The sequence below is a fragment of the Paracoccus sp. BR5-17 genome, from assembly GCF_055693925.1.
In genome coordinates this window covers 53,232-77,927 of the sequence record NZ_JBVFUV010000005.1, presented here as the reverse complement: position 1 = coordinate 77,927, position 24,696 = coordinate 53,232, and the positions used below count along the sequence as shown (strand labels likewise).

Genomic DNA, 24,696 nt, shown 5'->3' with positions numbered 1-24,696 from the left:
TCCAGGAGCCGCCATGCCCGCCGCCGCCCCAGAAACCCTGCCCCCCGGATCGGTGCTGGAACTGGACACGCCCTCCGGTCCGCGCCACATGCAGGTCCTCTACCGCCGCGCGCCCTACCCCGAGGTGGTCCGGCTGATCCGGCCCTCGGGGCGGGCGGGCGACGACCCCGAGGCGATCGCCCGCCAGGAAACCGCCCGCATCGCCATGATCGAGGCCAGCTCGCACCTCCAGCAGCACCGCCTGCGCCGTCTGGGCGCGGCGCCGATCCCGGGGAATGCCGGGCCGACGGCGGCTTCCGGGTGCTGATCCGCGACCGCCGCGGCGAGGCCGTCTATTCCTGGATCTGGGACTGGGAGGGGCTTCACGTCGCCGAGGCGCAGGACGCGGCCGACCTGCCCCTGCGCGAGGTCCTGAGCCTGGATCAGGTCGCAAGGATCCTGGCGTCCCTGGGCTGAAGGGCGCCGGACGGACGACGTGACGGCAGGACCCGCGCCCCTGGCGCCATCGGGGCGGTTCGCGCGTTGGGGCGCGGCCGGGAAAGCCCCTTCGCCGGCCCCGATCCACGCCAAGGGAGAGACCAGATGGGATCCTTCGTCATCGCCATGGGCGCCGCGCCGCACATGAAGCTGGACCGTTCGGGCCGCAGCTTCAGCGCGGTCGAGCCGCCGATGCCCTTCGACAGCCACGACGCCGCCTATGACTACATCCTCCGCCATACCGAGCAGGAGCCGCTGAAGGGCGTCCGCGCCGAGATCCTCGAGGATCTGTCGCTGTAGGAAAGGCGCGGCACGGCCTTGGCGGCGGCGGGAAAACCTGCTGTCATGGCGCCTTTCCCGACCGGGATCCCTTCGGCAGCCTGGAGAGAGTGACATGGACTTCATCGCAAGGGCCACGGCGGCCGTGGGCGGCACGGTCGCGCGGCTGCGCCGCATCGGCGCGCCGCGCCATCAGGCCGTCGGCCCCAGCCCGCAGATCCCCGAGCCCCGGGCGCAAGGCATCATGACCCTGAAGATGCCGGTGGCGCGGGGCTGGCGGGACGGGCACCTGCCCACCTGCGCGCCGGGCCTTGCCGTCAACGCCTTCGCCACCGGCCTGGACCATCCCCGCTGGATCGAGGTGCTGCCGAACGGCGACGTGCTTGTGGCCGAATCCAAGGAACAGGCCGGCCCGCCCAGGACGCTGATGGACCACGCCGCCCAGGCCACCATGCGCCGCGCCAGGGCCATCGGCGACAGCGCCAACCGCGTCACCCTGCTGCGCGACGCCGATGGCGACGGCGTGGCCGAACGGCGCGAGGTCTTCGTGCGGGACCAGAACCAGCCCTTCGGCATGGCGCTGATCGGCGATCGCTTCTATCTGGGCAATACCGACGGCATCGTGGTCTTCGACTATGCGCCCGGCGCGACCTCGCTTTCGGGGCCGGGGCGGAAGCTGGTCGGCTTCAAGCCGCACGGGCACTGGACGCGCAGCCTGATCGCCTCGGCCGACGGCACCCGGATCTATGCGGGCGTGGGGTCGCTGTCCAATATCGGCGACAGGGGGATGGAGGCCGAGGAGGGCCGCGCGGCGATCTGGGAACTGGACCTGGCCAGCGGCCGGGCCCGCATCTTCGCATCCGGCCTGCGCAACCCCGTGGGCATGGCCTGGGAACCCGCGACCGGCGCGCTGTGGACCGTGGTCAACGAACGCGACGGCCTTGGGGACGAGACGCCGCCGGACTATCTGACCTCGGTCCGCGAGGGCGGCTTCTACGGCTGGCCCTATTGCTACTGGGGCGGCACGGTGGACGACCGGGTGGCGCAGGACCCGGCCCTGGTCGCCCGCGCGATCACCCCCGATTACGCCCTGGGCGGGCACACCGCGTCCCTGGGGCTGTGCTGGATGCCGGCGGGAACCCTGCCGGGCTTCGGCGAGGGCATGGCGATCGGCCAGCACGGATCCTGGAACCGCTCCAGGCTCAGCGGCTATCGGCTGATCTTCGTGCCCTTCGCGCAGGGCGTCCCCAGCGGCCCGCCGCGCGACATCCTGACGGGCTTTCTGTCCCCGGACGAGAAGCTGGCCTATGGCCGCCCGGTCGGCGTGGCCGTCGGACCGGACGGCCGGTCGCTGCTGATGGCCGACGACGTGGGCGACGTGATCTGGCGGGTGACGGGGGCCTGATACCCCCGGCCCCGGCGCGGGCGGCCATGAAACAAAAGCCGCCGCCAGCCGTTCTTCCCCAGAACAGGAGGAACATCATGTCCCAGCGGCTTCCACCCGTCCCGCCCGCGAACCGCAGCACCAAGGGCCCGGGCGGCCCCGCCGGGGGCCAGGCCCGGAAGGATGAGCCGATCCCCGATCAGCGCCAGCGGAACCTGGCCGAACAGGGCCGGCAGGGCAACATCAAGCAGAACACGACCAACCAGGGTCACCAGCAGGACAGGTGAGGCGATGTCCACATCCGACAAGACCGACGCCGCGAACCGCCATCACGGCGGCCCCGGCAGCAGCCATCAGCGCAGCGACCTGCCCGACCCGACCGAGGGCCGCGGCCCGAAGCCGGGCGAGCCGACCAACGGCCCGGATTCCGACGTCTCGGGCGGGGGCGGCGTGCGCGACAGCCACCATACCCACGACCCCAGGACGAAGGGCGGCCGCTAGCCAAGGCGGCCCCCGCAACGGCTTCGGGCCGGGCCGGGCATTTCCTGAAAACGCAGGCCCCGGACCCGCGAAACCGCGCTTTCCGCCAGATTTGCGGATCACCGGCGCCCCCTTGGGCCGGGGGTGCCGCCGGTTGCGACACGACCCCCCGCCACAGATCGACCGGCGGCCTGCCCCAAGACGGCCTTTTCGTCGCAAGGACCGGCGGCCGCAGCCGGAACCGCGGCCCCGGGCGCACAGAGGCCGGCTTGGCGCAGGCCCTCAAACGACCGTTTCTCCGCATATCGTGAAAGTGTATTTCCGGCCCGGCACCGCCGCCGCCGGGGGCCGCGGCAACGCCTAGAGGTCTTGCGGCACCAGCAGGCCGGGGCCGTGGGCGGCCCCGGCGCATCGCGACAGGAACCGCCGCGCCTGCCGGCCGCTTCCAAGCCGCTGGATCCTCAGGCCGGGCGGGGCCGTGGCGATGATCTCGCGGATCCGCTCCTGGTGGAAGGGCCGGGACTGCCAGGCATAGCGGATGACGTCGACCGTATGGAGGCCGAAGCTTTCGGGGCAGCCTTCGGCCATGCAGGGCCTGACCTTGCGGTGATGGCGAAGCGACCTGTGCAGGACCCGCCAGCCTTGCAGGAGGGGATGGGGGTCCAGCCAGATCAGCAGATGGGCCCGCGCCGCCCTCTCGCGGCCGGTTTCGTAATGGCCGCCTTCCAGGATCCAGTGGTCCCGGGCATGGATGTCGCGGGTCGCTGCGTCCAATTCGGCCGTGCTGCGGTGGACAAAGCCGGGGCGCCAGCTCAGCTGGTCCATGTGATGGCTGGGAAGACCGGAAAGCTGCGCAAGCTTCAGGGCCAGGAAGGATTTCCCCGATCCCGACCCGCCCATGATCATCACGCGCGTCGCCACCGTGCCGGAAGACAGGGATGAACCGGTGCCGAACTCTGCCCTGGCCTGCATCCATCCTCCCGACTAGCGGGAAATATCGCGGACTTTCCTCATGTTGTCCATATGCACGGCGATCGCATCCTCGACATCGGCATAGAGGGTCAGCCTGCCGTCCTCCAGAACCGCGCCGGCCTGGCAGGTGGCCCGCAGCATCCCCATCGAATGGGCGACGACGATCGCGCCGGCGTTGGACAGCCGTTCCTTGAAGACGTGGTTCGACTTGGCCTTGAAGGCGGCGTCGCCCACGGCCGAGATCTCGTCCACCAGATAGGTGTCGAAGGGGATGGCCATGGACAGGCCGAAGGCCAGCCGCGACCGCATCCCCGACGAATAGCTTCGCACCGGCAGGCGGAAATGGTCGCCCAGTTCGGCGAAATCCTCGACGAAATGCACAAGCTGGTCGGTGTCGATGCCATAGACGCGCGCCACGAAGCGGCAGTTCTGTTCGCCCGTCAGTTCGCCGTTGAAGGATCCGGCGAAGCCCACCGGCCAGCTGATCGTGCCGGTGGACAGGATCTTGCCCGATGACGGCAGCATCGCCCCCGAGATCATCCGCAGAAGCGAGGACTTCCCCGCCCCGTTGCGTCCCAGCAGCGCCACCGAGACGCCCGAGGGGAAGGTCGCGGTGATGTTGTCGGCCACCACCTTGTGGCGGCCGTTCAGCGTATAGGTCTTGCAGAGGTTCTGCAGGTGGATCATCGCCGGTCGCGCAGGCTGTAGAACATCAGGCTGCCGATGATCCACAGCAGCACCAGAAAGCCCGCGGTCATCGCCAGCAACTGGGCGCGCTGCGGGAACTCGGCCTCCTGGGCCAGGGTCGGGCGGATATAGGGCGCCAGATAGCGCGACTGCCGCACCGCCTCGGCCCGGGCCAGTTCATAGCTGGCCAGGGCGGTGGTGTAGCTGGTCTCGGCGAACTGGCGGTCCACGGCCAGGGTTTCGTACTGGCCGACCACGTCGGACAGGGCCACGCTCTCGCCGTTCGAGGCGAACTTCTGACGCTCGGCCTCGATCTGGTCGCGGATGATCGAGATGCGCAGTTCGGTCTGGCTGATGCGCGGGTCGTCGGGCTGGGCATTGGCCTGCAACAGCCCCAGCGAGACAAGCTGTTCGGCCAGCCGCTGCTGGAGCGAGGTGACCACGCCGATCTGGCTTTGCACATCGGCTGCCGGATCGACCAGCTGATAGCGGTTGCGGAACGCGGTCACGGCCTGGCGGGCCTCGCGCAGGCGTTCCTGCGCGCGCTCCAGTTCGTCGCGCGAATAGCGCAGCGCATCCTCGCGGGCGATGGCGTTCAGCTCGTTGATGACGATGCCGCCCTCGTCCAGGATGGCGGTCGCGATGTTCTGGGCGTCGTGGGGATCGAAGGCCAGGATGCGCAGGTCGATCATCCCGGTGTCGTAATGGATGCGCACCTTGCGTTCCCATTCGGCCACCAGGTCTTCCAGAGAATCGTCGCCGCGGAAGCCGAAGACCGGGTCGTCCGGCGCCTTGGACCAGATCGCCCGCAGATCCAGCCGCCTGTCCACCCGCTCGACCAGGTCGCGGCTCTGGATGAACTTGTAGAGGATGTCGGTATCGGTGGTCGAACTGGCCCCGACCAGCGACCCCAGGCCGCCCAGCACCTCGGCCGTGCTGGGCGCGGCCGATTCACTGCGCACCGAGAAGCCGACATACGAGGCGTACTGGTCCGCCGCGCGGGTATAAAGATAGAAGGCGCTGACCAGCAGGGGCAGGATGACCACCAGGACGAAGCTGACGGCCAGCCCGTAATGGCGGGGCTTGGCCTGGGCCGGGCCCGCCGGGGGCAGGACGGGCTTTTGCAGCGCCGCCTCGATCCGTTCCTGGATCTTGGGATCCAGCTTCTTGGCGGGCGGCTTCTTGCCCGGCGCCTGGCCGGGCCCCTGGGGCCTGGGCCGGGCGGGGGCGGGGGTCGCCGGGGCGGGGGTCGCCGGGGCGGCGGGGGCCGCTGCGGGCCTTTCCGCGGCCTCCCGGGGGCGGAAGCGGGCCGCGCGGCGGCCTCGCCGGCCGGGGCCGGGATCGAGGTGACGGGCAGGGATGCGGATTTCTGGTCGTGGGCGGACATGCGCTTACCCCGCCTGTCTTGTTGATCTCTTGCGGGTCCTCATACATAAGCCCGCCGAACAGTTCTAGCACCGATCCTGTCGCAAGGTCTTGAACAGCAGACGCGCTTGGGGGCGTTTCCATGTCTCAGATGTCAGAGCCCTTCACCCCGGCGCCCTTGCCGCAGCGCAAGCAGGCAGCCGCCCCCCGGTCCTGAAGGAGGTCCGCCAGCACCGCCGCTTCGCCAGCCTGCGCGCCATCAGCGCGCTGATCCTGCGCGAGATGCAGACCAGCCACGGCCGGTCCGCGGGCGGCTACATGTGGGCGATCGCCGAGCCGGTGGGCGGCATCATCCTGCTGACGCTGATCTTTTCGGTGGGCTTCAGGGTCCCGCCCATCGGCACCAACTTCGCCATCTTCTATGCAACCGGGGTGGTGCCCTTCATGGCCTATCTGGACGTCTCGGGGAAGGTCGCCAACTCCATCCGCTATTCCAAGCCGCTTCTGGCCTATCCGGCGGTGACCTTCGTCGATGCGCTGATCGCGCGCATCCTGTTCAACTCGATCACCCAGATCCTGGTGGCGGTGCTGATCTTCACGGGAATTTGCTGGTTCATGGAGACGCGCACCGATCCGCAGCTGGATCAGGTCGCGCTCGGGATGCTGATGGCGCTGCTGCTGGCGGCGGGCGTGGGCACCATGAACTGCTTCCTGTTCGAGGCGGTCAACTGGTGGCAGCCCCTGTGGTCGATCCTCATGCGGCCGCTGTTCCTGGTGTCCTGCATCTTCTTCATCTTTGACGACATCCCGCAGCCCTATCGCGACTGGCTGTGGTGGAACCCCCTGGTCCATGTCGTGGGGCAGATGCGCCATGCCTTCTATCCCCATTACAGCGGGGACTATGTCAGCCATGCCTACGAGCTGGGCCTCAGCCTGTTCCTGCTGGCCCTGGGGCTGGCGCTGCTGGTGCAGTATCACCGCGATCTTCAGAACAGCTAGGGCGGCGATGGCGGAGCGGCTTTATGGACGCGCCGCCCCGGCCCCGCTATGACGCGGGTTCTGCGACCGACCACCAGGCACCCTTTCCCCGGCTCAAGACGGATCCCATGAATCTTCCCCCTTGCGCGTTCCAGGCCCGTCGATGCGGAAACGGCCGCCCATCTGACCCGGCAGATCCGGGAGATCAGGGACATCTACGAAACCCTGTTTCCCACCCAGCACCTGCATTTCATCCTGAGGCTGGGCAACGACCCGCTGTGGTCCCATCCCGAGGTGACCGAAGGCCCCCATGTCCCGCGCCCCGGGGATCTGGGCGCCGATTTCCTGGGATGCCTCGAACGCCCCGGCAGCCGGGACGATTCCCCCGAGGTCACCATCCGCCTGTCGATCCCCCGCCCGCCCCTTCCCCAGGAGATCCGCCAGACCGCCGCGCCCTGGCAGCCCCCCGCAAGGCTGGGCTTCCTGTTCCGCGCCAGCCCCATGGCCTATGAATGGCTGCGCTATCAGGCCGAGATGCTGCGCAAGCGCCGCGCCGACCGCCGCCACGCCCAGTCCCCTCTGCCCCTGGGCGAGGGATCGGTCCTGATCCCGCGCGTCCAGGCGCCGGCCAGCGACAGGCGCCCCGCCATCCTGATCGGGATGCACTGGCTGGAAGTGGGCGGCGCCGAGAAGCTGGGCTTCGACACGATCGGCTGGGCCCTGGCGGCGGGCCTGCGGGTGATCGTGGTGGCCTCGGTGGCGTCGGTCCAGCGGCTTGCCGACCGGCTGCCCGACCACCCCGACCTGACCTTCATCCGGCTGGACCGCTATCTGCCCCATCATCTCTGGCCGCGCTATGTCGAGAAGCTGGCCCTGGCGCAGAACATCCGCGCGGTCCACATCCACCACTGCACGCCGCTTTATGAATCCCTGCCGATGCTGCGCGCCCGGCTGCCCTGGATCCGCACCCTGGACAGCACGCATATCCTCGAATACGCGAACGGGGGCTATCCGCGCATCTCGGGGGTGTGGACGAACTACCTGGACGTCCAGCACGTCATCAGCAGGCAGCTGGCCGACCATCTGCGCGACAGGTTCCACGCGCCCTCGGGGCGGGTGCGGCTGGGGCGGATGCTGGACCGCGCCAAGGCCGGGGGCAGCCCGCCGGTCCTGCGGATGCAGTCGCGCCAGACCGCCCTGCATGTCAGCTTCATCGGCCGCCTGTTCTACCAGAAGCGCCCGGTGGTGGCGGTCGAAAGCCTGCGCGCCCTGGACGGCTGGGCGCGGCGGAACGGCGTGACGCTGACCGCCAGCCTGGTGGGCGACGGCCCCTACGAGGCGACCGTCCGGCGGCTGCTGGCCCGATACGGCCTGGCCGGCAAGGTCGCCCAGCTTCCCGGCAACGCGGATGTGCCGGCCCTGCTGGAGCGGTCCGACATCCTGCTGCTGCCCTCGAACAACGAAGGCCTGGCCTTGGTCTGCTACGAGGCCATCGGCCACGGCTGCATCCCGGTCTCGACCCGCGTGGGGGCGCAGGACGAACTGCTGCCGCCCGACCTGCTGGTGCCGCTGGAGCCGCGGGCCACGGTCCGCGAAACCGTGGCCGTGATCGACCGGCTGTGGCGCGAGCCGGACTTCCTGGCCCGGCAGAAGGCCGGCCTCGGGGCAAGCTGGGCGCGGCTTTCGGCCGATCCCACGGCCGAGGAGGTGCTGGCGCCACTTTATCGCGAGATCGCTGAACAGGACCGGAAAGGCTGACCGATGGGCGCTCTGAACATGACCGTGGCGGTGATCGTCACCTTCAACCGTTCGGCCAAGCTAATGAAGGTTCTGGACGCGATCCAGGCCCAGACCCAGCGGCCCGACATCGTGCTGGTGGTGGACAACGCCTCGACCGACGACACCCCCGCCCTGGTCCAGGAACGGGCGGCCCGCGACGACACGATCCGCCATCTGCGCCTGCCCGAAAATCTCGGCGGGGCCGGGGGCTTCCACGCCGGCATGAAGGCCGCCTACCAGATGGGCGGCCAGTATTTCTGGGTGTCCGACGACGATGCCTATCCCCGGCCCGACGCCATCGAGCGGCTGCACGACGCCCTTGAACGGTTCCAGGGCCAGAACGGCTACCGGCCCAGCTTCGCCTGTTCGCGCGTCGAATGGATCGACGGCACCCTGTGCGAGATGAACTGCCCCCGCCCGGTCTGGGACTGGGCGCGCTTCGTCCATCCGGAGAAGGCCTGGGTGCTGGTGGACAGCTGTTCCTTCGTCTCGGCCCTGATCCCCCGCTGGGCGGTCAGCGACCACGGCCTGCCCATCGCCGACTATTTCATCTGGTTCGACGACGCCGAATACACCCGCCGCATCGCCCGCAGCTATCCCGGCATCTTCGTGCCCGAAAGCGTGGTCGTCCACGACACGCCCGACAACCGCGGCGTGAACTTCGGCATGATGGACGAGAAAAGCCTGTGGAAGTTCAAGTACGGCGCCCGCAACGAAACCTCGTGGCGCCGCCGCGAGATGGGGCTGATGGGGGTTCTGGCCTATGCCTACGGGGTGCGCCGGCAGATGCGCGGGGGCGATGTGCCAAGGCCCCTGCGCCGGGCCATCTACGGCGCGATCCTGAAGGGCGTCACCTTCCGGCCCGCGATCGAGCGCCTGTAAGGCTTATCGCGAAAGATCACAGGGGAAGCTCCAGGCTGTAGCCGAAGTGCTGGAAGTCCTTTGCATAGACCTTCCTGACGATATCGGCCGTCTCGTCCGTGTAATACTGGGCGACTTTCTCGTTCGATCCGGTCGCGTGCCTCTTGCCTGCAGTGAAGCTGAGATCTGACAGGCCAAGGCGGCGCGAGATGAGCGGGGCCTCCTCGTCCAGCGTTTCAAGCTTGGCGAAGAACGTATAGGGGATGATGTCGGCGCAGGTATGCTCGTATTGCGGCCGCCAGTGCTGGTCGAACTCGATGGGCCGACGGAACCTCGCCAGGGCCTGGCAGTATTCCTCGAAGCTGACGGAAGACGCCTCCACGGCTTCAGGCTCGACCCCGCGTATCTGCGCCACCTGATGCGCGATGTTGCTGAACATGGGCTCGTTGCGCTGCACCTTGTCCAGGTAGCCCGACAGGATGCGCGTGAAAGGGTTGCGGACGATCGCCCATTTGACGACGGACGGGTTTCTGATGAATTCGTCAAACCTGGCATGCCCCAGCTGAAACGGCTTGATCAGCATATGCTGGTGGAACGGGGCATGGGGATTGTGGTTGGCCTTCAGGAAGCTTTCGGGCAACGGAACATCCAGCATCTCCTGCCGCCAAAGCTCTTTCTTGGCGGAAGAGCAGCCCGACTTGGCCACCTCGCAAAAGAAGTACATGTTCTTCAGCGATATCGAGAAATGGTAGTTCATCTGCTGCGGGCCAAGCCGCTGCGTGCATTTCTGATAATAGAACATCGTTCCCTTCCCCGCAGAGGCCGGAATGAAGGATTTCATTATCTTGCGCAGCAACGCTTTCGGGCGCCGGGAAGGGAGGGGTGGCATGAGGTGATGCTATCCGTGTGATCGGGCTGTGTGATCGGAAGCTTCCGGAATCGAGAGGACGTTGTCCTGCAAAGCTCAGAGGGGGCAACCGCAAAAGAAGCCATCGGCTGGCCGCTTTGGGCGGCGGCGGTGAAGGCCTGCGCCGTGTCCAGGGCCTCGCGGATGGTCACGTCCATGTCCAGGTAGCGATAGGTGCCCAGCCGGCCCACGAAGGTCACGCCGGCGGTGTCCCGGGCCAGGGCGACATACTGCGCCAGCAGTTCCTTTTCCTCGACCATGCGGATCGGGTAATAGGGGATGTCGCCGGGTTCGGCGGCGCGGGAGTATTCGCGATAGCAGACCGAGCCCTCGTGCGTTTCCCAGGGGCTGAAATGCTTGTGTTCGGTGATGCGGGTATAGGGCACCTCGCGGTCGCCATAGTTCATCACCGCGCAGCCCTGGTAGTCGCCCTGGTAGGTGAAGCGTTCGAAGTCCAGCGTGCGATAGCCCAGCCGCCCCAGGCGATAGTCGAAATAGCCGTCCAGCGGACCCGACCAGAAGACGTGGTCGGCATCGCGCGCCATCCCGGGGGCATAGGGGGTGTCCAATTCGACCGTGATGGCGGGATGGTCCAGGATCGCCGCGATCATCGCGGTGTAGCCGTCCTGGGGCATCCCCTGGAAGCGGTGGAAGAAATAGTTGTCGTCATAGTTGAAGCGCAGCGGCAGCCGCTTGAGGATCGAGGCCGGCAGTTCGCGGGGCGAGCAGCCCCACTGCTTCTCGGTATAGCCCCTGAAGAAGGCTTCGTAGAGTTCGGGGCCGACGAAGCGCAGGGCCTGTTCCTCGAAGGTCTGGGGGTCGGCGATGCCGGTGTCGGCCTTGCCCTCGATGAAGGCGCGGGCCTCGTCGGGGCGCAGGGTGGTGCCGAAGAACTGGTTGATGGTCAGCAGGTTGACGGGCAGCGAATAGACCCGGCCCTGGGCGGTCGTCTTGACTCGGTTCTGGAAGGGCAGGAAGCGGGCGAAGCGGTTCACATAGTCCCACACCCCTTGGTCGTCGGTGTGGAAGATGTGCGGGCCATAGACATGCATCATGACGCCGGTTTCCGCGTCGCGTTCGGTGTGGCAGTTGCCCGCGATATGGGGCCGGGCGTCGATCACGCGGCACTGGTGCCCCGCCTCGGCCAGTTCGCGCGCGATCACCGCCCCCGACAGCCCCGCACCCACCAGAAGTATCCTCATCCTGTCCGTCCCGATCCTGACTGCCCGCGCGTTGCCTCGCGCCTGCCGCCGCTATAGCGCCAAGACGGGGCCAACCCAACCACCATCGCGACCTGCCGGCGCATCCGGGGATCGCCCTTCGGGCGGGCGGGCGCCGGGCCGCCTCAGATGATCGCCAGGTTGCCGCTGGCCACGGCGGCGGCGAAGACGATCAGGTTGGCCAGGGCATGGGCCGCGATGGCGTCGGCGATGCGGCCGCTGCGGCGGACCAGCAGGGAAAAGGCCAGGCCGGCCACGAAGGCCTCGGCCCAGCGGTCGTGCAGGGCGGCAAACAGCGCCGCGCTGCCCAGCATCGCCAGGGCGCTGCGCCACGGCGGGGCGGGGAGGCCCGGGCCCGCGCCGCGCAGCCGGCCTTCCAGGTAGTCGCGGAAGAACAGCTCCTCGACCAGGGGGACCAGGACCACGGTGCCGATGCCGCGGAACAGGAACCACAGCGCCACCATGCCCCCGGTCAGCGCGCCGTAAGGCGGCGGGGCCTCGGACGGCGCGACGGGGATCGCCGCCCAGATCAGGCCGATCGCCGCCCCCGCCGCCCAGGCGGCCGGCGAGACGCGCCAGGCGATGCCCCGCAGCGCCGGCCAGACCAGGGCCACCACCCCCGCCAGCAGGACCACCCGGATCGGATAGAGCATCGCCGGAACCGGGCTGACCGCCGGGGCCACCACGGCCGTCAGCATGAAGACCGCGAAGGGCAGGATCCGCGCCGCCACGGGATCGCGGCGCAGGGGCGGCAGGGGCGCGGCCGTGCCCGTGGCCGCTGGGGTGCGGTTGAACCAGGTCGCGCGCCGCGCCAGGGCGATGATGCCAAGCGCCACGGCCGTGAACATCACCCAGCCCGCATGGCTGTGAAAGCCGCCCACGGCCAGATCCGGCTGGCCCTCGATCCCCAGGATCAGCAGGGCGCTGATGCGCGCCACGTTCAGCACGGCACTGGCCGCGATCCCCAGCGGATAAAGCAGCAAGGCCCGCGGAAAGCGCAGTTCGGCCCGGAACAGCCACAGATACAGCGTGACGAAGATCGTCACCAGGGCGATCCCCTCGATCCCCGAACAGACCGGCGCCACCGAGATCACGAAATCGCCCGAGCCGATGTGCCGGCGGACCGGATCGGCGATCACGTCATAGCCCAGGCTGCCGACCAGCCAGCGGACGGCGTCGAAGGTGGCGCCGGCGATGCCGTCCAGCTGCCACAGCGGCTGCAGCCTTGTCGCAAGCGCCGGGGCGGCGGCGCCGGCCGCCATCACCACGGCCAGGGCCGCGCCGGCCTGCCCCACAAAGCCCCTCCACAGCGCGCGCGGCGCCAGCCAGCCCAGGATCCCCAGAAGGATCAGCGCCATGCCGGCGGTCCAGGCGGCAAAGGCCGGGGCCAGCATCGCCGCGCCCTGGCCCTGGCGCATGAACAGCACGGGCAGCATGGCCAGGGCGAAGCCGGCAAGGTTCAGGCCCAGCGGCCGGGCGTCGTGGCCGGCACAGGCCAGCAGGCCGCGAAACAGCGCCGGGCGCAGCAGGGCGAACAGGCCCAGGGCGGCGATCATGCAGTAAAGCCCCGCAAGGGACCGGCTGGCGGTCTGACAGGCGCGCGGCGGCCAGTTGTCCAGGCAGCGAAACTCGATCCCGTGCTTGAAGGTCAGGCCGATCGCCAGCAGTTCGGCCGCAAGCAGAAGGGCCGCCAGGGCCAGGGGGGCGGCGGGCAGGCGGCGGGGGGCAAGGGCGCTGTCGGACATCGGGAAACCACAGGGGGGAAGGCGAACGGATCAGGCCCGCCAGGGGCGGGCCCGTCAAGCGTCAGATGGCGACAATGCAACCCATCACTGCGCGCGGCGGCGGCGTTCCCAGGTCAGCAGCACGATGGCGGCCAGGGCCGCGATGGCGGCGGTGCCTTCCAGGGCGCTGATTTCCGGGACCGGGGTGACGCAGGTGCCGGCATCCTCGCAATCGGCCGCGAAGGCCACCGAGGCCGCAAGGCTGGTCAGCGAGGCCGTCAGGCCGGCAATCGAGAGTTTCTTCATGGCTATAGCTCCTAGTTACCAGCGGGAGTCCAGGTTCCCGCAACACGCCGGGCATGGATCCATTCCATGCCGATCCCGGGCCCTGGACGCCCGGAACATCCGCCCGGCGCCGCGCGGGGTTGCGGCGCCGGGCTGTCATTCGTCAGTAGCACAGGCAGTCCCGGGCCAGGTCGTCCCAGTCGATGCCGATGATGATGGGCTGCTGGTTGGGCAGCGCGTCGGGAAGGACCGGATCGAGGATCAGGCCGACGATGTCGCCCTCGCCGGCCTGGAACCCTTCGCCCTGGGCCAGGGCCATGCTGTAGATCTCGTTGGCATTGGCGATGGTGCCATAGGCGGGGATGCTTTCGTTCACGAAGACGAAGCCGTCGGTCAGCCCCCAGATCGCGCCCTGGATCTCGGCCTCGGTATAGGTGCCGCCCTCGCCGTTGCCCATCGCGCTGAAATCCTGGTTGAGGATCCAGTTGACGATGTCCAGGTTCTGGGGCCGCGGGATCGTCCCGGCCGGGATCGAGCCTTCGTCGGCCAGATGGATCTTTACCGGGTAGGTGCTGTTGATCGTCAGCGGATCAAGCCGCGACACGCAGTAGGTGATGGCGAAGGTCTTGCCGTCCAGACGGTCGTCGCCGGTGCCGGTGACGGTGCCGTTGTAGAAGGTGTCGCCCACGCGGTCGCGCGCCACCGTCAGGAAGCCGCTGTCGGGCAGGCTGGCCTCGATCGTCTCCAGCGTGTTCCTGGCGCCGCAGAAATCCATGTCCAGGGTGGCGCTGTCGAAGCCGCCATTGCCGTCGGACAGGGTATAGCTGATGTCCAGCTGCGCCTTCTGGCCGATCAGCAGGTCGGCATAGGCGTCCGATCCGTCGATCACCAGCTTGCCGCCGACCAGCGACACGATGACGCCGTCCACATCGACCGATCCGCCCTCGACGATGGCCTGGCCGTCCACCTGGGTGATGGTCAGCGGATCGCCGTCGGCATCGGTGTCGTTGGCCAGCACGTCCACGATCCTGGCATCCGTCGCGCAGGTGCCTGCCATGTCGTCGCGGGCGTCGGGTGCCAGGTTCTCGATCACCAGCCCCGCATCGACGGTCAGGTTCGCCTGGCCGATCGCCACGGTGATCGGCGCGGTCAGGCCGGTCAGCGCGTCGGCGTCGCTGTCCTGGGCGTCATCGCCCGCATCGGCGGCGGTAAAGTCGTGGCCCGCCTTTTCGGTGAAGCCCACCCTGTAGGTCCCGGCCTTCAGCCCGCTGAACAGGTATTCGCCCGCCGCATTGGTCACGGTGGTGGCGGTGGCCGCCCCCGAGGCGTCGTAGAGGGTGACGGTGACGCCCGCCACGCCCGTCTCGGCACCGTCCTGAAGGCCGTCCCTGTCGGCGTCCAGGAAGACGAGGTTGCCGATGCTGGCGGTGCCCGGATCGCGCAGCCCGGCGTCGTTGTCCGAGGCGGTCTCGCCGATCTCCAGGCTGATGGGGCCGGTGCGGCCGGTGGCCTGGCTGGCGTCGCTGTCGATGGTGTCGTCCGCGCCGGCATCGGCGTTGACCAGCACCAGGCCGTTCACGGTCTTCGGGAACTGGACGCTGTAAGTGCCGGCGTCCAGGCCGTCGAACAGATAGGATCCGTCGGCCGCCGTCACGGTGGTGGCAATGACCGCGCCCGCGGCGTTCAGCAGCGTGACGGTGACGCCCGCCACGCCCGCCTCGTCATTGTCCACGGCATTGTCGTCGGCATCGACGAAGATGCGCCCTTCGATGGCGGCGCTGCCGGGATCGACGACCCCCGCATCCACGTCCTTGACCACGCTGCCGGATGCGACCGCATAGGTGCCGGTTTCGCCGGTCGCGGTGTCGGCGTCGCTGTCCACGGTGTCGTTGCCGCCCAGATTGGCATCGGTCAGGACGCGGCCGTCCACCTCGGTCGGGAAGACCACCCGGTAGTCGCCCGGGTTCAGCCCGTCGAAGCGATAGCCGCCATCGGCCGCCGTGGCGGTGGTCGCCACGACCACGCCCGCCGCGTTCAGCAGCTGCACCGTCACGCCCGCGACGCCGGCTTCGGCCGTGTCGATGCCGTTCCTGTCGGCGTCCACGAAGACCCGGCCTTCCAGGGCGCCCGGCTTGATCTCGGGCTCCGAGGGGCAGATCCTGATCTTGTCGATGATCGCGTCTTCGCAGCCCTTGCCCTCGCCCTTCAGGGTGATGACGTCGCCCTTCTTCAGGTCCAGATCTTCCAGGGTGATCTCGGACCACCTGTTGGTCTCGGCGTTCAGGCGGACGGTCTCGACCAGTGTGCCGTTCACGTGGATCCTGATGCTGCCGTCGCCCTTGGCCGCGTCCCAGAAGCGCAGGGTAAGGTCGTATTCGCCCGCCGCCCCCTTGAAGGTGGTGCTGGCGCTGCCGCTGTAGCCCGCCAGCGAGACGTATTCCCCGCCCGAGGCCGAGGTCGCGCATTTCACCGTATAGCAGGACAGCTTCATGTCCTCGGCTTCGATGACCACGCATTTGGGGGCGTCTTCCCTGACGTCGCAGACGTTGACGGTCAGTTCCCTGGTGGTGACGCCGCCCTTGCCGTCGTTGACGGACACGATCACCTTGTAGCTGTTGTTGCCGTCGGCATCGGCGGGCTTTTCGTAATCGGGCGCGTTCACGAAGGACAGCACCCCCGTCCTGGCGTCGATGGTGAAGGCCGCGCCGTCGGCGCCCCTTCGATCCTGAAGGACAGCGCGTCGCAATCCTTGTCCGAAGCGTTCAGATCCACCACCAGCCTGGTGTTCTCATTGACGCAGAAAATGCCGTTCGAGGGGATGCTGGTGAAGACCGGGGGTGTTCGGGGGCGCCATGTCGCCCGCGCCGAGACAGGAATAGTCGATCCAGGACCCCTCGACCTTGCAGGTGTCGATTACCTTCAGCGTGGTGCCCGCCGGGGGCTGGGCGCCGTAATAGGTGAAATAGCCGTTGCCCGCGCCGGGGGAATCGTGGCCTTCGATCCTGATCTCGATCAGGTGATAGGTCCTGCCGTCCGACCCCTTCAGGACGTGGTACTGTTCGGCATACATCTGGCAGCCGACCCGGCAGCCGTTCACATGGCCGCCCTGGCCGATCGCGTCCTCGGCCCGGCTGTTCCACCACCAGCCCTCGCCGCCCGACAGCCTGGCATCGTTGTCATAGGTGGACAGCCTCACGGTGGGGGATCCGGCCACGAAGCTGTCGCCCTTGCCGAAATCGCAGCCGTTCCTGCCGGTCTTCAGCAGATCGGCCTCGGCAAAGGCGGACCATTCGAATTTCTTGAAAAAGTAACTCATGACAGTCTTTCCCGATCTGCCCCGACAGGGGCGACACACCGGACATGAGTCATGAGGAGCAGGGATGCGTTGCCCCTGCCTTATCCGGCCTTCTGGCCGGACCGGCCCCATCTTCATGTCTTGGGACGGTCATATCCGTAAAATTTGACCGATCCCATGGAAAACTGCCGGCAATATGGTTAATTTCCCTGAAAAATTAGGATGTTATTAACACGGCAGCCATTTCGCAACCCAGGGCTGAAATCGCGATCTGACGCTTTCGCAAGGAGATGCAAGTTGTCGTTCCAAGGTGGCCGGGCGGCCGGTTCAGGCGAATCGAGGCCGTTCCTTGGGGATGAGTATTTTCTTTGATATTCTACCTTAAGATGATTAAACCGGGGAACCGGAACAAGCAGAAGGTGTCCTTGACGATGGCCCTGCACGTGCAAGGCACAAAGCTTTCCTGCCAGACCGTCCTGCCATGATCGTCCTGGCGCTGATCCTGATCCTGATCGGGTCGATTTCCGGGGCATCGGGGATGTGGCTGCGGGACGCGACCTTCTGGCAGATCGTCCTGGGCTATGTTGCCGGGGGCTGGGCCGGGCTGATCCTGGGGCTTCCCCTGTGCCTTCTGGTCCAGCGGCTGGCCAGATGGCGCCGTCCCGGAATGCCCCTCGGCCTGCGCAAGCGCCCATCGCAATCCTGACGGGGTCTGCACGGGGCCCTTGATCCGCTTCCCCCGCAGGATCGGCAAGATGTTGACCTTCGGGGCAACATTCCGCCGAAAACCCGAAACCGGGAAGCGCCGGCGTTTTCAGACGAAAAATCTCTGCTATGCCCTTCGCCATCCTGGCCCCTGCAGCCCATGACGCAGCAAGGGGCATGGCAAAAATCAACATACCTCAGAACGAGGGACTTCCATGCTTATCAAAGATGTCGCCGTTACCCTGCTGGGACTCGTTCCGTCCTCCAGCACCAACCGCCTTCCGGCGGAAATGCTCCTGCCCTCGACCGACCTGGCGTCCTTCAGCGAAGCCAGCTCCAGCTCCAGTCCGGTCCTGAACTTCGTCCAGAGCAGTTCGCCGCTCCATCCTCCTGTCTCCGGCAGCCCTGCCCCGCAACCCCCGTCCCCACTCCTCCCGTCGCCACTCCTCCTGTCGCCACTCCTCCTGTCGCCACTCCTCCTGTCGCCACTCCTCCTGCCTCCAGCCCACCCCTTGGCGAGGACAGCTCGTCCGGTTCCCCTTCCGGGCCGGTCAGCCTGAGGGCAACGGCCGAAGCGGGCCGCGTCACGATCCTCGACCCTACCGAGGGCGACGGCGGGTCCATCGCCCAGATCAGGATCCTGTCGCAGGGGTCGCACGGGCAGGTCAGCGTCAACCCCGACAATACCCTGTCGCTGGTCCTCTCCGAGGATCCCACCGCCACAGGGCCGATCGGCTTCCAGTACGAGATCACCTACGAGAACGGCCGGACCCGCCAGGCCGAGGCCCAGGTCAAGGTCACGCCCGCCAGCCAGAAGGCCGGCTGGGGCGAGGGCGATTTCTACATGCTCGAGGAGGATGCGCAGGGACGCGTCGTCGTCGAGCACGGCGACAATCACCGCAAGATCCACGTGACCGAAGGCAGCAACGGCTGGACCCGCGCCGAGATCGCCCGGGCCGAGGGACTGGCTGCCGACAAGATCACCGCCAAATGGCTGGCCGATCATCCCGAATACGGCGCCACCCCCGACAAGGCGCTGTCCACCGACCTGGGCACGGAGCTGTGGTACCATCTGGACGACACCCCGTCGTCGAACTGGCTGCTGTTCGAACGCGGCTACGAATACGCCGACACCGGGCGCCTGGTCGGGCGGAGGGCCAGCGGCGAAAGCGCGCTTCACCCCCTTTATGTCGGCGCCTACGGAGAGGGAGACGCGCCGCGGATCCTGGACGAGCTCAACATCTATCAGAACGACTCGAACAACGTCGTGGTCCGGGATCTGGAATTCCACGGCGGGGTGCAGATCCTGCAGGGCTCGAACGTGCTGATGGAGAACCTGACCGTCGTCAATGACGGCCTGAACATCCAGAACGTCGACGGATACACCTTCCGCAACAGCAGCATCCTGGACGTGATCAAGGAAACCCCGGTCAACAAGGGCAGCACCTGGCATCCCTCGCCCAACCGCGATTCCGGCATGTTCGCCAAGGGAATCGAAGGGCTTCTGATCGAGAACACCTTTGCGGACCGCAACGGCTGGGCCGAAGGCTACGACTACAACATGTCGTCCAGAAAACCCATGCCGCCCAGCATGTTCAGCCACAACTACTATCTCCAGAACGACAATCTGGATGTGACCTTCCGCGACAACATCGTCATGCGCGGCGCCTCCTTCGGCGTCCAGCTCCGGTCGGGGGGTGATCGAGGACAACGTCTTCATCGACAACAACGCCGCCGTCAACTTCCTGGGCGGCAACTACAAGAAGGCCGGGCCGATCGGGCATTACACCCTGATGACCGACAACGTCATCACCTCGGCCGGCCACAAGCGCGTCGCGGCCCAGGAAGGCGCCTTGTCGATGGGCGTGGACGCCGCCGGCCGGAAATCGGCAATGATCGACAATATCATCGCCCATCTGGCCGATCCCAACAACGCAAGGGAGTTCGCGCAGAAAACCGTCGCCCATGACGCGCTCAAGGTGGCGGATGCGGTCTATGACGACACGATCGTGTTCAACTGGTTCTCCAGCGAGAAAGGCAACAAGCGGAATGTTGACACGAATGTCGAAGGCCTGTCCGGCTCGACCCTGAATGCCACGACCATTCAGAACTTCACCGCCGACCTGCTGAACCGCGACAAGGCCAGCATCGCGGATCTGGCCAACCATCTGCGCGCGCAAGCCGAAGGCCAGCTTGATCATGTCGTCGATGCCGACCTGATCATCGCCTTCTTCCAGAAGGGCTTCGGCATCGAGGTCGACAGGCGCAGCCTGGACACCACGGCCCGGTTCGTTCCCGACGAACTGGGTGACGGCATCCGCTGGGACAACAGGCTGAACTGGTCCACCGGCGAACTGCCCGGCAACGGCGCGGCGACCACCGTCGATCTGGGCGGCAACAGCGTCCATTTCGGCGCCAAGACGGTTGCGGTCGACGACTTCATCTTCGGCGACTTCGGACGGTTCACGGCCAGTTCGGGCCGGCTGGACATCGAGGGCGCGGTCGACGTGGCCGGCACAGGCGCCCGCCTGACCATCGAAGGCGCCGGCCAGGTCTGGATGAACGGCTATCGCGACAGCGACCTGCTGAAGGTGGATCTTTCAGGCGGCCGCTTCGCCAATGCCGGGGACATCACGGGCCAGATCCAGATCACCTCGACCGGCGACGCGCAGGCGCTTCTGGCCGTCTCGGGCGGCAGCTTCGATCTGGAGGCCGGCAGCAGCCTGACCATTCAGGGACCGGACGGCAAGACGGGCTTCGACGGCGCCAGCCCCGGCCCCGCCGTGCTGCGGATGCATGATGACGCGGTGCTGTTCTTCGATGCCCTGGCGGCAGGGATGGGACAGCTTTCGGAATTCCGTTCCGGCGCCTTCGGAGAGACGAGTCAGGTCACCTCGGGGGCGCATCTGGACGGAACGCTGCGCATCGACCTGACCGGATGGAAGGATGCCGCAAAAGCCGGAACAACCACCCTGATCGACGTGGATCAGCTGGTCGGCCAGTTCGATGATGTCATCGTCGATGGGCTGGGCAGGCGCCAGGATGCCCTGATCCGCATCGACTACGTCCGGGACGAGGTCCATCTGATCCTGGGGGATGCAGGCAAGGGAAGCGGCCAGGTTCGGGTCGCCACATCGGGGGACGAGGCCTTCACGGAGTATCGTGACGATGCCGCCCTGGTCCAGTTGTGGGACGCCATGAACGCGGCCTCCGGATCCCGGATCGACGATCCGCTGCAGTAAGATCTTTCGCGCGCGAAACCCGTGTTTCGCGCGCGAAACTATTCCCGTCCCTCCAGCCACTCGGCAAGATCGGCGATCAGCTTCTGGCTGACCCCCTTGCCGGTCAGGGTGATCCGCCCGACCCGGCCCTGAAGCCGGATCCCCTGCCCGATGTCCTGATCGATGCCCTCGTCCTGGCGATCAAGCCCCTGGGTCTTCTGGCTCAGGGCGCGCTCCAGCACCGCACGCTCCTCGGCCGCCGTCCCTGCCCGCTGCAGGTCGCCGGCGATCCGGGTCACCAGATCCGGGTTGGCTTCGATCACCTTGACCAGGGCCAGTCCCAGTTTTTCCGGAATGGCTTCGGGAAAGCGCAGCGCGTGGCCCAAGGCCTGGTGCAGGCTCACGAAGGACAGGATCTTCGACCGTCTGGGGGCGGGGGCGTGCTGGAACAGCATCCGCACCGCCGCCGCCGGGCTTTCGAAGACGCCCAGCCGGGCGGCTTCATGGGCCAGCCGGCCGCGTTCGTAGAAGGACAGGTCGGCGCGGATCTCGTTTTCCTCGACCATGGCCAGATAGGCTTCGGGCGCGGCCTCGAAGGGACGCAGCAGGGCCTTGACCCGGGCGAACCGGCTGTCGCCACCCTCGGCATGAAGGGCGGTCAGGGCGGCCAGCCGCCGCGCCCCCGAAATCAGCCCGTATTGCCCTTCGGACAGGGCGACGACCTCGATCGGCATCTGCTGGCCGCGGTCGCGAATGCTGGCTGTCAGCGATGCCATTCCTTCGGGGTCCATGTGCATCCGGTCACGCTGAAGATGCGTGGCCTTGACCGATGACAGGGGCAGTTCCAGCACCATGCGGCCGCTGTCGCGGGCCTGGCGCCATTCGTTCGCCAGTTCCTCGAGCGCAGCCTGGGTCGCGGTGTCGGCCGCGACGCGCGCGACGGGCGGAATGCGTGCGCCGCCTGCGGCAGCCTCTGCCTCGCCGATGATGCCCAGGGCGCTCAGCCGCTTGCGTTTGGCCATTGTCCTGCTCCGAAAAGGTTTCGCATGCGAAATCTAGTCCTTCCTGCTTGCCAGTTCCTCGCGCCGCCAGATGCCCAGCAGCAGCGACTTGAAGGCGGCATAGGTGCGGTCGAAGGTTTCGCGGCCCCGCGCATAGGTCTCGCGGTTGAAGTCGCGGTAATCGGCCTCGTAGATGCCGTGGACCTGCTCGCCGGCCTGGCCGATCAAGGCGGTGAAATCCTGGCGGTGCGGCGACAGGCTGGGGCCCAGATAGGACTGGATCAGCCCCGCCAGTTCGGCCTGCTGGCTGGCGTCATAGCGGGTCATCACCGCCCGCACGGCGTCCCATTCGAAATGCAGTTCCTCGCGGCCCAGGGCGCGGGCGGCGATGTTCTCGCCCTCCTCGATGCTGGCGAATGTCGAATGCAGCATGTCGAAGAACCGCCCCGTGGAATCGAACTCCAGGAACGAGGCGCCGAAAGGCACCAGCAGGATGTCGGCCGCGGCCAGCCCGTTGATGGTCAGGTATCCAAGCGCCGGCGGGGTATCGAGGAAGATCAGGTCGTAGCGGTCGAGGATCCCGTCCGCCGCCAGCGTCTCGGTCAGCGCGTCCCACAGCTTCCACCCGCGCGAGGCCATGCGCCAGACCGGGATCTGGAATTCGGCCCAGTACAGGTTCAGCTGCGCCCCGATCAGGTCGATGTTGGGCCAGTGGGTGGGCCGGATCAGGTCGCCCGCAGCGATCTTCAGCGCATCCGTCAGGCTCTCGTCCATCGCCACCGGCGGGTCGCCCCGGTCGATGCGGCGCTGATTGTCGGCCCGCAGCGTCTCGGCATAGTGGCGCGCCAGAAGCGGGAAGACCGTCTGCCATTCGTCCTCGACCTGGGCGCCGAAGATCGACGACAGCGAGCCCTGGCTGTCCAGGTCGATCACCAGCACCTTGTAGCCGTCGAGCGCCGCCGACATCGCCAGATGCGCGCAGGTCGAGGTCTTGCCGACGCCGCCCTTGAAATTGGCCACCGCCACGATCTTGGCGGGCAGGCCCGCGGGGCGGTAGGGCAGGTATTCCTTGGTCTTGGACCCCTCGGCCCCGAAATGGGCGCGCAGCCGCTGCACCTCGTCCAGGGTGAACCACCGCGCGCCCCCGCCGGTCTCGGATCGGCCCTGCGGCAGGTCGGGATTCTGGCGCAGCACGCGGCGGAAATGCTGGGGCGCGACCGGGATCAGATAGCGGGTGATCTCCCAGGTCGAGAACAGCCGCAGCCTGCGATCGCCATTCTCCTCGAGCCCGCGGCCGACCAGATCCTGGCGTCCCCGGCGATAGTTCGCGGCGATCCGGGCCAGACCTTCGGTTCCCGTGGGTTCGCCCAGCAGGGTCATGGCCCGATCGGGCGAGATGTTGAAATAGGGGGCAGATCCTGGCCGCTCATCGCCTGTCCGTAACCATGTATCGCTTTTTTGGGATCATATCCTGTAACGCGATACATGAAAGGAATTTCGATACTCAACAGCCTCTTTCTGGAAAATTCGCGGCTTTCCAGGGTCCGGCTGTGGCCATTCTGCCATCCTTTCCTTGTTAGAATCCAGTTAGTATCAGTTACGCCACCGCCCTTGGGCCTGACCTTGCCCCCAACCCATTGAAGGGAGGAACTTTCTGGGTCCGCCCCGATGGGGGCGGTGAATCCGATACCACGCAAACGCGATTCCGAACCCACGCTGATCCGAATCCGATCCCCCGAAGCGCCGGTCCCGTCGGCGCTTGTCGTGCTGGACGGGCGGCCTGTGGATAAGTAGGGTGGCGTCAATGAAACGACGAAGCTGCGCCGACCCGGCTTATCCCGGCGACAGGCGGCCGAGCGCGTCCCGACCGGGCAGGATGATGGCCGGCGGGTGGACGGAAAAGGGACGGGGATGGCTCCAGCCGCCTTCTTGGACGCGCAGGCCGACACGCGGCCGGTGCAGGATTTCTTCGTCTGCGACTTCTTCGCGGCGGTCCCCAAGCACGACCTGGCCTCGATGGAGCATCCGATCTTCTCGCTCTCGACCCGGCCTGACCGGCGCGTGGTCAGCTATGACCACAACGGCGCCACCCTGACGGTGATCCCCAGCGTCAAGGGCCGCGCCACGATCTTCGATGCCGACATCCTGATCTTCTGCATCAGCCAGCTGATGGCCGCGCTGAATGTCGGCCGGGCGGTCTCACGCAGGCTGACGCTGACCGCGCGCGACCTGCTGCAGGCCACCAACCGCGAAACCTCGGGCGATGGCTACAAGCGGCTGCGCGACGCCTTCGAGCGCCTGGCCGGCACCCGCATCACCACCAACATCGTGACCGGCGATCACGAGATCACCCACGGCTTCGGCCTGATCGAAAGCTGGGAGATCGTCCGCAGGACGCGCGCCGGCCGCATGGTCGCCGTCACCATCACCCTGTCGGAATGGCTGTTCAACGCGGTCCTGTCGCGATCGGTGCTGACGCTGAGCCGCGACTATTTTCGCATGCGAAAACCGCTCGAGCGGCGGATCTACGAACTGGCCCGCAAGCATTGCGGCCGCCAGGCCGAATGGAGCGTGTCGGTCGCGGTCCTGGCCAAGAAGACCGGCTCGACCAGCCCGCTGCGCGTCTTCCGCGCCATGCTGCGCGAGATGATCCGAGAGAACCGGCTGCCCGACTACCTGCTGTCTGAGGAGAGCGGCGACATCCTGCGCGTCACCCCGCGCGCCGCCGTCCTGGAACCCGGCGAGGGCCCGCATCTGCGCCCCGAAACCCTGGACCAGGCCCGCGCCCTGGTCCCCGGCGCCGATGTCCACGCGCTGCAGGCCGAATGGCGCAACTGGTGGGCAGCCACCGGACGCCCCCGGCTGCGCAGCCCGGACCGGGCCTTTCTGGGATGGGTCGGAACCCGGCCCCGGTAGCAGTGGCGCGAGAGCGAAAGCTGCGCTAGACCATCTGCATCTCAGCAAAAGGCATCCTCATGTCGCGTCCTCGTGTTCTTGTTCTTGCCGAAAGCTGCAACCCGGAATGGCCGTCCCTGCCTGTCGTGGGCTATAAGTACGCGCGGGCGTTAGGCGAGGT

Annotated in this window: 24 protein-coding genes; 13 read left to right on the top strand and 11 right to left on the bottom strand. The window is 67.4% G+C overall.

From position 1 onward, the window contains the following. The first annotated feature begins 13 nt into the window (after window positions 1-13). From ACZ1HC_RS16475 to ACZ1HC_RS16450, 6 genes are all read left to right on the top strand, one after another. Window positions 14-307, top strand: a complete 294-nt coding sequence (locus tag ACZ1HC_RS16475) for a hypothetical protein (RefSeq protein WP_472701058.1) — start codon at window positions 14-16, stop codon at window positions 305-307. Further along, a complete protein-coding gene (locus ACZ1HC_RS16470; RefSeq protein WP_472701057.1) occupies window positions 301-456 on the top strand; it encodes a hypothetical protein in 156 nt (51 codons plus the stop codon). Before ACZ1HC_RS16475 ends, ACZ1HC_RS16470 begins: the two co-directional genes overlap by 7 nt. Before the next feature lie 126 nt (window positions 457-582). Continuing rightward, window positions 583-777, top strand: coding sequence for a hypothetical protein (locus ACZ1HC_RS16465; protein ID WP_472701056.1), 195 nt, complete (start codon window positions 583-585; stop codon window positions 775-777). A 94-nt stretch (window positions 778-871) separates the two neighbouring features. After that, a complete protein-coding gene (locus tag ACZ1HC_RS16460; protein ID WP_472701055.1) occupies window positions 872-2,161 on the top strand; it encodes a PQQ-dependent sugar dehydrogenase in 1,290 nt (429 codons plus the stop codon). A gap of 77 nt (window positions 2,162-2,238) precedes the next feature. Next, window positions 2,239-2,427, top strand: coding sequence for a hypothetical protein (locus tag ACZ1HC_RS16455; protein ID WP_472701054.1), 189 nt, complete (start codon window positions 2,239-2,241; stop codon window positions 2,425-2,427). A 4-nt stretch (window positions 2,428-2,431) separates the two neighbouring features. Continuing rightward, window positions 2,432-2,641, top strand: a complete 210-nt coding sequence (locus ACZ1HC_RS16450; protein WP_472701053.1) for a hypothetical protein — start codon at window positions 2,432-2,434, stop codon at window positions 2,639-2,641. Window positions 2,642-2,980: 339 nt separating this feature from the next. On the opposite strand, the gene ACZ1HC_RS16445 is transcribed toward ACZ1HC_RS16450, so the two are convergent. From ACZ1HC_RS16445 to ACZ1HC_RS16435, 3 genes are read right to left on the bottom strand one after another with little or no spacing between them, the layout of a single operon-like run. Continuing rightward, entirely contained in the window at window positions 2,981-3,592 is a 612-nt protein-coding gene (locus ACZ1HC_RS16445) for a P-loop NTPase family protein (protein ID WP_472701052.1), read from the bottom strand. A gap of 12 nt (window positions 3,593-3,604) precedes the next feature. Next, complete coding sequence (locus tag ACZ1HC_RS16440) at window positions 3,605-4,279, bottom strand: ABC transporter ATP-binding protein (RefSeq protein ID WP_472701051.1); 675 nt, start codon at window positions 4,277-4,279, stop codon at window positions 3,605-3,607. Further along, window positions 4,276-5,325: a KpsE/RkpR family capsule polysaccharide export protein gene (locus ACZ1HC_RS16435; protein ID WP_472701050.1), complete on the bottom strand. Its 1,050-nt coding sequence runs from the start codon at window positions 5,323-5,325 to the stop codon at window positions 4,276-4,278. The genes ACZ1HC_RS16440 and ACZ1HC_RS16435 overlap by 4 nt, the downstream gene beginning before the upstream one ends. Before the next feature lie 430 nt (window positions 5,326-5,755). Here ACZ1HC_RS16435 and ACZ1HC_RS16430 point away from each other — a divergent pair, with 430 nt between their 5' ends. The 3 genes from ACZ1HC_RS16430 to ACZ1HC_RS16420 all read left to right on the top strand — a co-directional run bounded on the left by ACZ1HC_RS16430 (window position 5,756) and on the right by ACZ1HC_RS16420 (window position 9,283). Then, a complete protein-coding gene (locus ACZ1HC_RS16430) occupies window positions 5,756-6,643 on the top strand; it encodes an ABC transporter permease (protein WP_472701049.1) in 888 nt (295 codons plus the stop codon). A 273-nt stretch (window positions 6,644-6,916) separates the two neighbouring features. Beyond that, complete coding sequence (locus tag ACZ1HC_RS16425; protein WP_472701048.1) at window positions 6,917-8,380, top strand: glycosyltransferase; 1,464 nt, start codon at window positions 6,917-6,919, stop codon at window positions 8,378-8,380. 3 nt (window positions 8,381-8,383) lie between these two features. After that, window positions 8,384-9,283 (top strand): glycosyltransferase family 2 protein, encoded by a 900-nt coding sequence (locus tag ACZ1HC_RS16420; protein ID WP_472701047.1) that lies wholly within the window; start codon window positions 8,384-8,386, stop codon window positions 9,281-9,283. 16 nt (window positions 9,284-9,299) lie between these two features. Here the strand turns inward: ACZ1HC_RS16420 and ACZ1HC_RS16415 are convergent, their stop codons facing one another. From ACZ1HC_RS16415 to ACZ1HC_RS16390, 6 genes are all read right to left on the bottom strand, one after another. Continuing rightward, complete coding sequence (locus ACZ1HC_RS16415; protein WP_472701046.1) at window positions 9,300-10,118, bottom strand: sulfotransferase family protein; 819 nt, start codon at window positions 10,116-10,118, stop codon at window positions 9,300-9,302. Next, window positions 10,103-11,371 carry a UDP-galactopyranose mutase gene (glf, locus tag ACZ1HC_RS16410; protein ID WP_472701045.1) on the bottom strand — a complete coding sequence of 423 codons (1,269 nt, stop codon included), beginning with the start codon at window positions 11,369-11,371 and terminating at the stop codon, window positions 10,103-10,105. The genes ACZ1HC_RS16415 and glf overlap by 16 nt, the downstream gene beginning before the upstream one ends. 143 nt (window positions 11,372-11,514) lie before the next feature. Beyond that, entirely contained in the window at window positions 11,515-13,134 is a 1,620-nt protein-coding gene (xrtE, locus tag ACZ1HC_RS16405) for an exosortase E/protease, VPEID-CTERM system (protein WP_472701044.1), read from the bottom strand. 84 nt (window positions 13,135-13,218) lie between these two features. Continuing rightward, entirely contained in the window at window positions 13,219-13,419 is a 201-nt protein-coding gene (locus ACZ1HC_RS16400; protein WP_472701043.1) for a VPEID-CTERM sorting domain-containing protein, read from the bottom strand. A 142-nt stretch (window positions 13,420-13,561) separates the two neighbouring features. After that, on the bottom strand, window positions 13,562-16,144 hold the full coding sequence (locus tag ACZ1HC_RS16395) for an SdrD B-like domain-containing protein (protein ID WP_472701042.1): 2,583 nt from the start codon (window positions 16,142-16,144) through the stop codon (window positions 13,562-13,564). A 42-nt stretch (window positions 16,145-16,186) separates the two neighbouring features. Continuing rightward, window positions 16,187-16,714 (bottom strand): hypothetical protein, encoded by a 528-nt coding sequence (locus ACZ1HC_RS16390; protein ID WP_472701041.1) that lies wholly within the window; start codon window positions 16,712-16,714, stop codon window positions 16,187-16,189. Between the two features lie 460 nt (window positions 16,715-17,174). Between ACZ1HC_RS16390 and ACZ1HC_RS16385 the strand changes: the two genes are divergently transcribed. From ACZ1HC_RS16385 to ACZ1HC_RS16375, 3 genes are all read left to right on the top strand, one after another. Then, on the top strand, window positions 17,175-17,399 hold the full coding sequence (locus tag ACZ1HC_RS16385) for a hypothetical protein (RefSeq protein WP_472701040.1): 225 nt from the start codon (window positions 17,175-17,177) through the stop codon (window positions 17,397-17,399). An 843-nt stretch (window positions 17,400-18,242) separates the two neighbouring features. Continuing rightward, window positions 18,243-19,367 (top strand): right-handed parallel beta-helix repeat-containing protein, encoded by a 1,125-nt coding sequence (locus ACZ1HC_RS16380; RefSeq protein ID WP_472701039.1) that lies wholly within the window; start codon window positions 18,243-18,245, stop codon window positions 19,365-19,367. Further along, window positions 19,291-20,640 (top strand): hypothetical protein, encoded by a 1,350-nt coding sequence (locus tag ACZ1HC_RS16375; protein ID WP_472701038.1) that lies wholly within the window; start codon window positions 19,291-19,293, stop codon window positions 20,638-20,640. The genes ACZ1HC_RS16380 and ACZ1HC_RS16375 overlap by 77 nt, the downstream gene beginning before the upstream one ends. 38 nt (window positions 20,641-20,678) lie before the next feature. Here the strand turns inward: ACZ1HC_RS16375 and ACZ1HC_RS16370 are convergent, their stop codons facing one another. Both ACZ1HC_RS16370 and ACZ1HC_RS16365 read right to left on the bottom strand, forming a co-directional pair. Continuing rightward, entirely contained in the window at window positions 20,679-21,641 is a 963-nt protein-coding gene (locus ACZ1HC_RS16370) for a ParB/RepB/Spo0J family partition protein (protein ID WP_472701037.1), read from the bottom strand. Between the two features lie 33 nt (window positions 21,642-21,674). Further along, a complete protein-coding gene (locus ACZ1HC_RS16365; RefSeq protein ID WP_472701036.1) occupies window positions 21,675-23,000 on the bottom strand; it encodes an AAA family ATPase in 1,326 nt (441 codons plus the stop codon). A 531-nt stretch (window positions 23,001-23,531) separates the two neighbouring features. Here ACZ1HC_RS16365 and ACZ1HC_RS16360 point away from each other — a divergent pair. Beyond that, the gene (locus ACZ1HC_RS16360) at window positions 23,532-24,536 is read left to right on the top strand and encodes a replication initiator protein A (protein WP_472701035.1); all 1,005 of its coding nucleotides are present in this window, start codon (window positions 23,532-23,534) and stop codon (window positions 24,534-24,536) included. Window positions 24,537-24,696: the final 160 nt, after the last annotated feature.

Coding starts and splice junctions, on each gene's coding strand:
- ACZ1HC_RS16475 (WP_472701058.1), top strand. CDS start 14: ATGCCCGCCGCCGCCCCAGAAACCCTGCCCCCCGGATCGGTGCTGGAA.
- ACZ1HC_RS16465 (WP_472701056.1), top strand. CDS start 583: ATGGGATCCTTCGTCATCGCCATGGGCGCCGCGCCGCACATGAAGCTG.
- ACZ1HC_RS16460 (WP_472701055.1), top strand. CDS start 872: ATGGACTTCATCGCAAGGGCCACGGCGGCCGTGGGCGGCACGGTCGCG.
- ACZ1HC_RS16455 (WP_472701054.1), top strand. CDS start 2,239: ATGTCCCAGCGGCTTCCACCCGTCCCGCCCGCGAACCGCAGCACCAAG.
- ACZ1HC_RS16450 (WP_472701053.1), top strand. CDS start 2,432: ATGTCCACATCCGACAAGACCGACGCCGCGAACCGCCATCACGGCGGC.
- ACZ1HC_RS16445 (WP_472701052.1), bottom strand. CDS start 3,592: ATGCAGGCCAGGGCAGAGTTCGGCACCGGTTCATCCCTGTCTTCCGGC.
- ACZ1HC_RS16440 (WP_472701051.1), bottom strand. CDS start 4,279: ATGATCCACCTGCAGAACCTCTGCAAGACCTATACGCTGAACGGCCGC.
- ACZ1HC_RS16420 (WP_472701047.1), top strand. CDS start 8,384: ATGGGCGCTCTGAACATGACCGTGGCGGTGATCGTCACCTTCAACCGT.
- glf (WP_472701045.1), bottom strand. CDS start 11,371: ATGAGGATACTTCTGGTGGGTGCGGGGCTGTCGGGGGCGGTGATCGCG.
- xrtE (WP_472701044.1), bottom strand. CDS start 13,134: ATGTCCGACAGCGCCCTTGCCCCCCGCCGCCTGCCCGCCGCCCCCCTG.
- ACZ1HC_RS16400 (WP_472701043.1), bottom strand. CDS start 13,419: ATGAAGAAACTCTCGATTGCCGGCCTGACGGCCTCGCTGACCAGCCTT.
- ACZ1HC_RS16390 (WP_472701041.1), bottom strand. CDS start 16,714: ATGAGTTACTTTTTCAAGAAATTCGAATGGTCCGCCTTTGCCGAGGCC.
- ACZ1HC_RS16385 (WP_472701040.1), top strand. CDS start 17,175: ATGATCGTCCTGGCGCTGATCCTGATCCTGATCGGGTCGATTTCCGGG.
- ACZ1HC_RS16380 (WP_472701039.1), top strand. CDS start 18,243: ATGCTCGAGGAGGATGCGCAGGGACGCGTCGTCGTCGAGCACGGCGAC.
- ACZ1HC_RS16375 (WP_472701038.1), top strand. CDS start 19,291: ATGATCGACAATATCATCGCCCATCTGGCCGATCCCAACAACGCAAGG.
- ACZ1HC_RS16370 (WP_472701037.1), bottom strand. CDS start 21,641: ATGGCCAAACGCAAGCGGCTGAGCGCCCTGGGCATCATCGGCGAGGCA.
- ACZ1HC_RS16365 (WP_472701036.1), bottom strand. CDS start 23,000: ATGACCCTGCTGGGCGAACCCACGGGAACCGAAGGTCTGGCCCGGATC.
- ACZ1HC_RS16360 (WP_472701035.1), top strand. CDS start 23,532: ATGGCTCCAGCCGCCTTCTTGGACGCGCAGGCCGACACGCGGCCGGTG.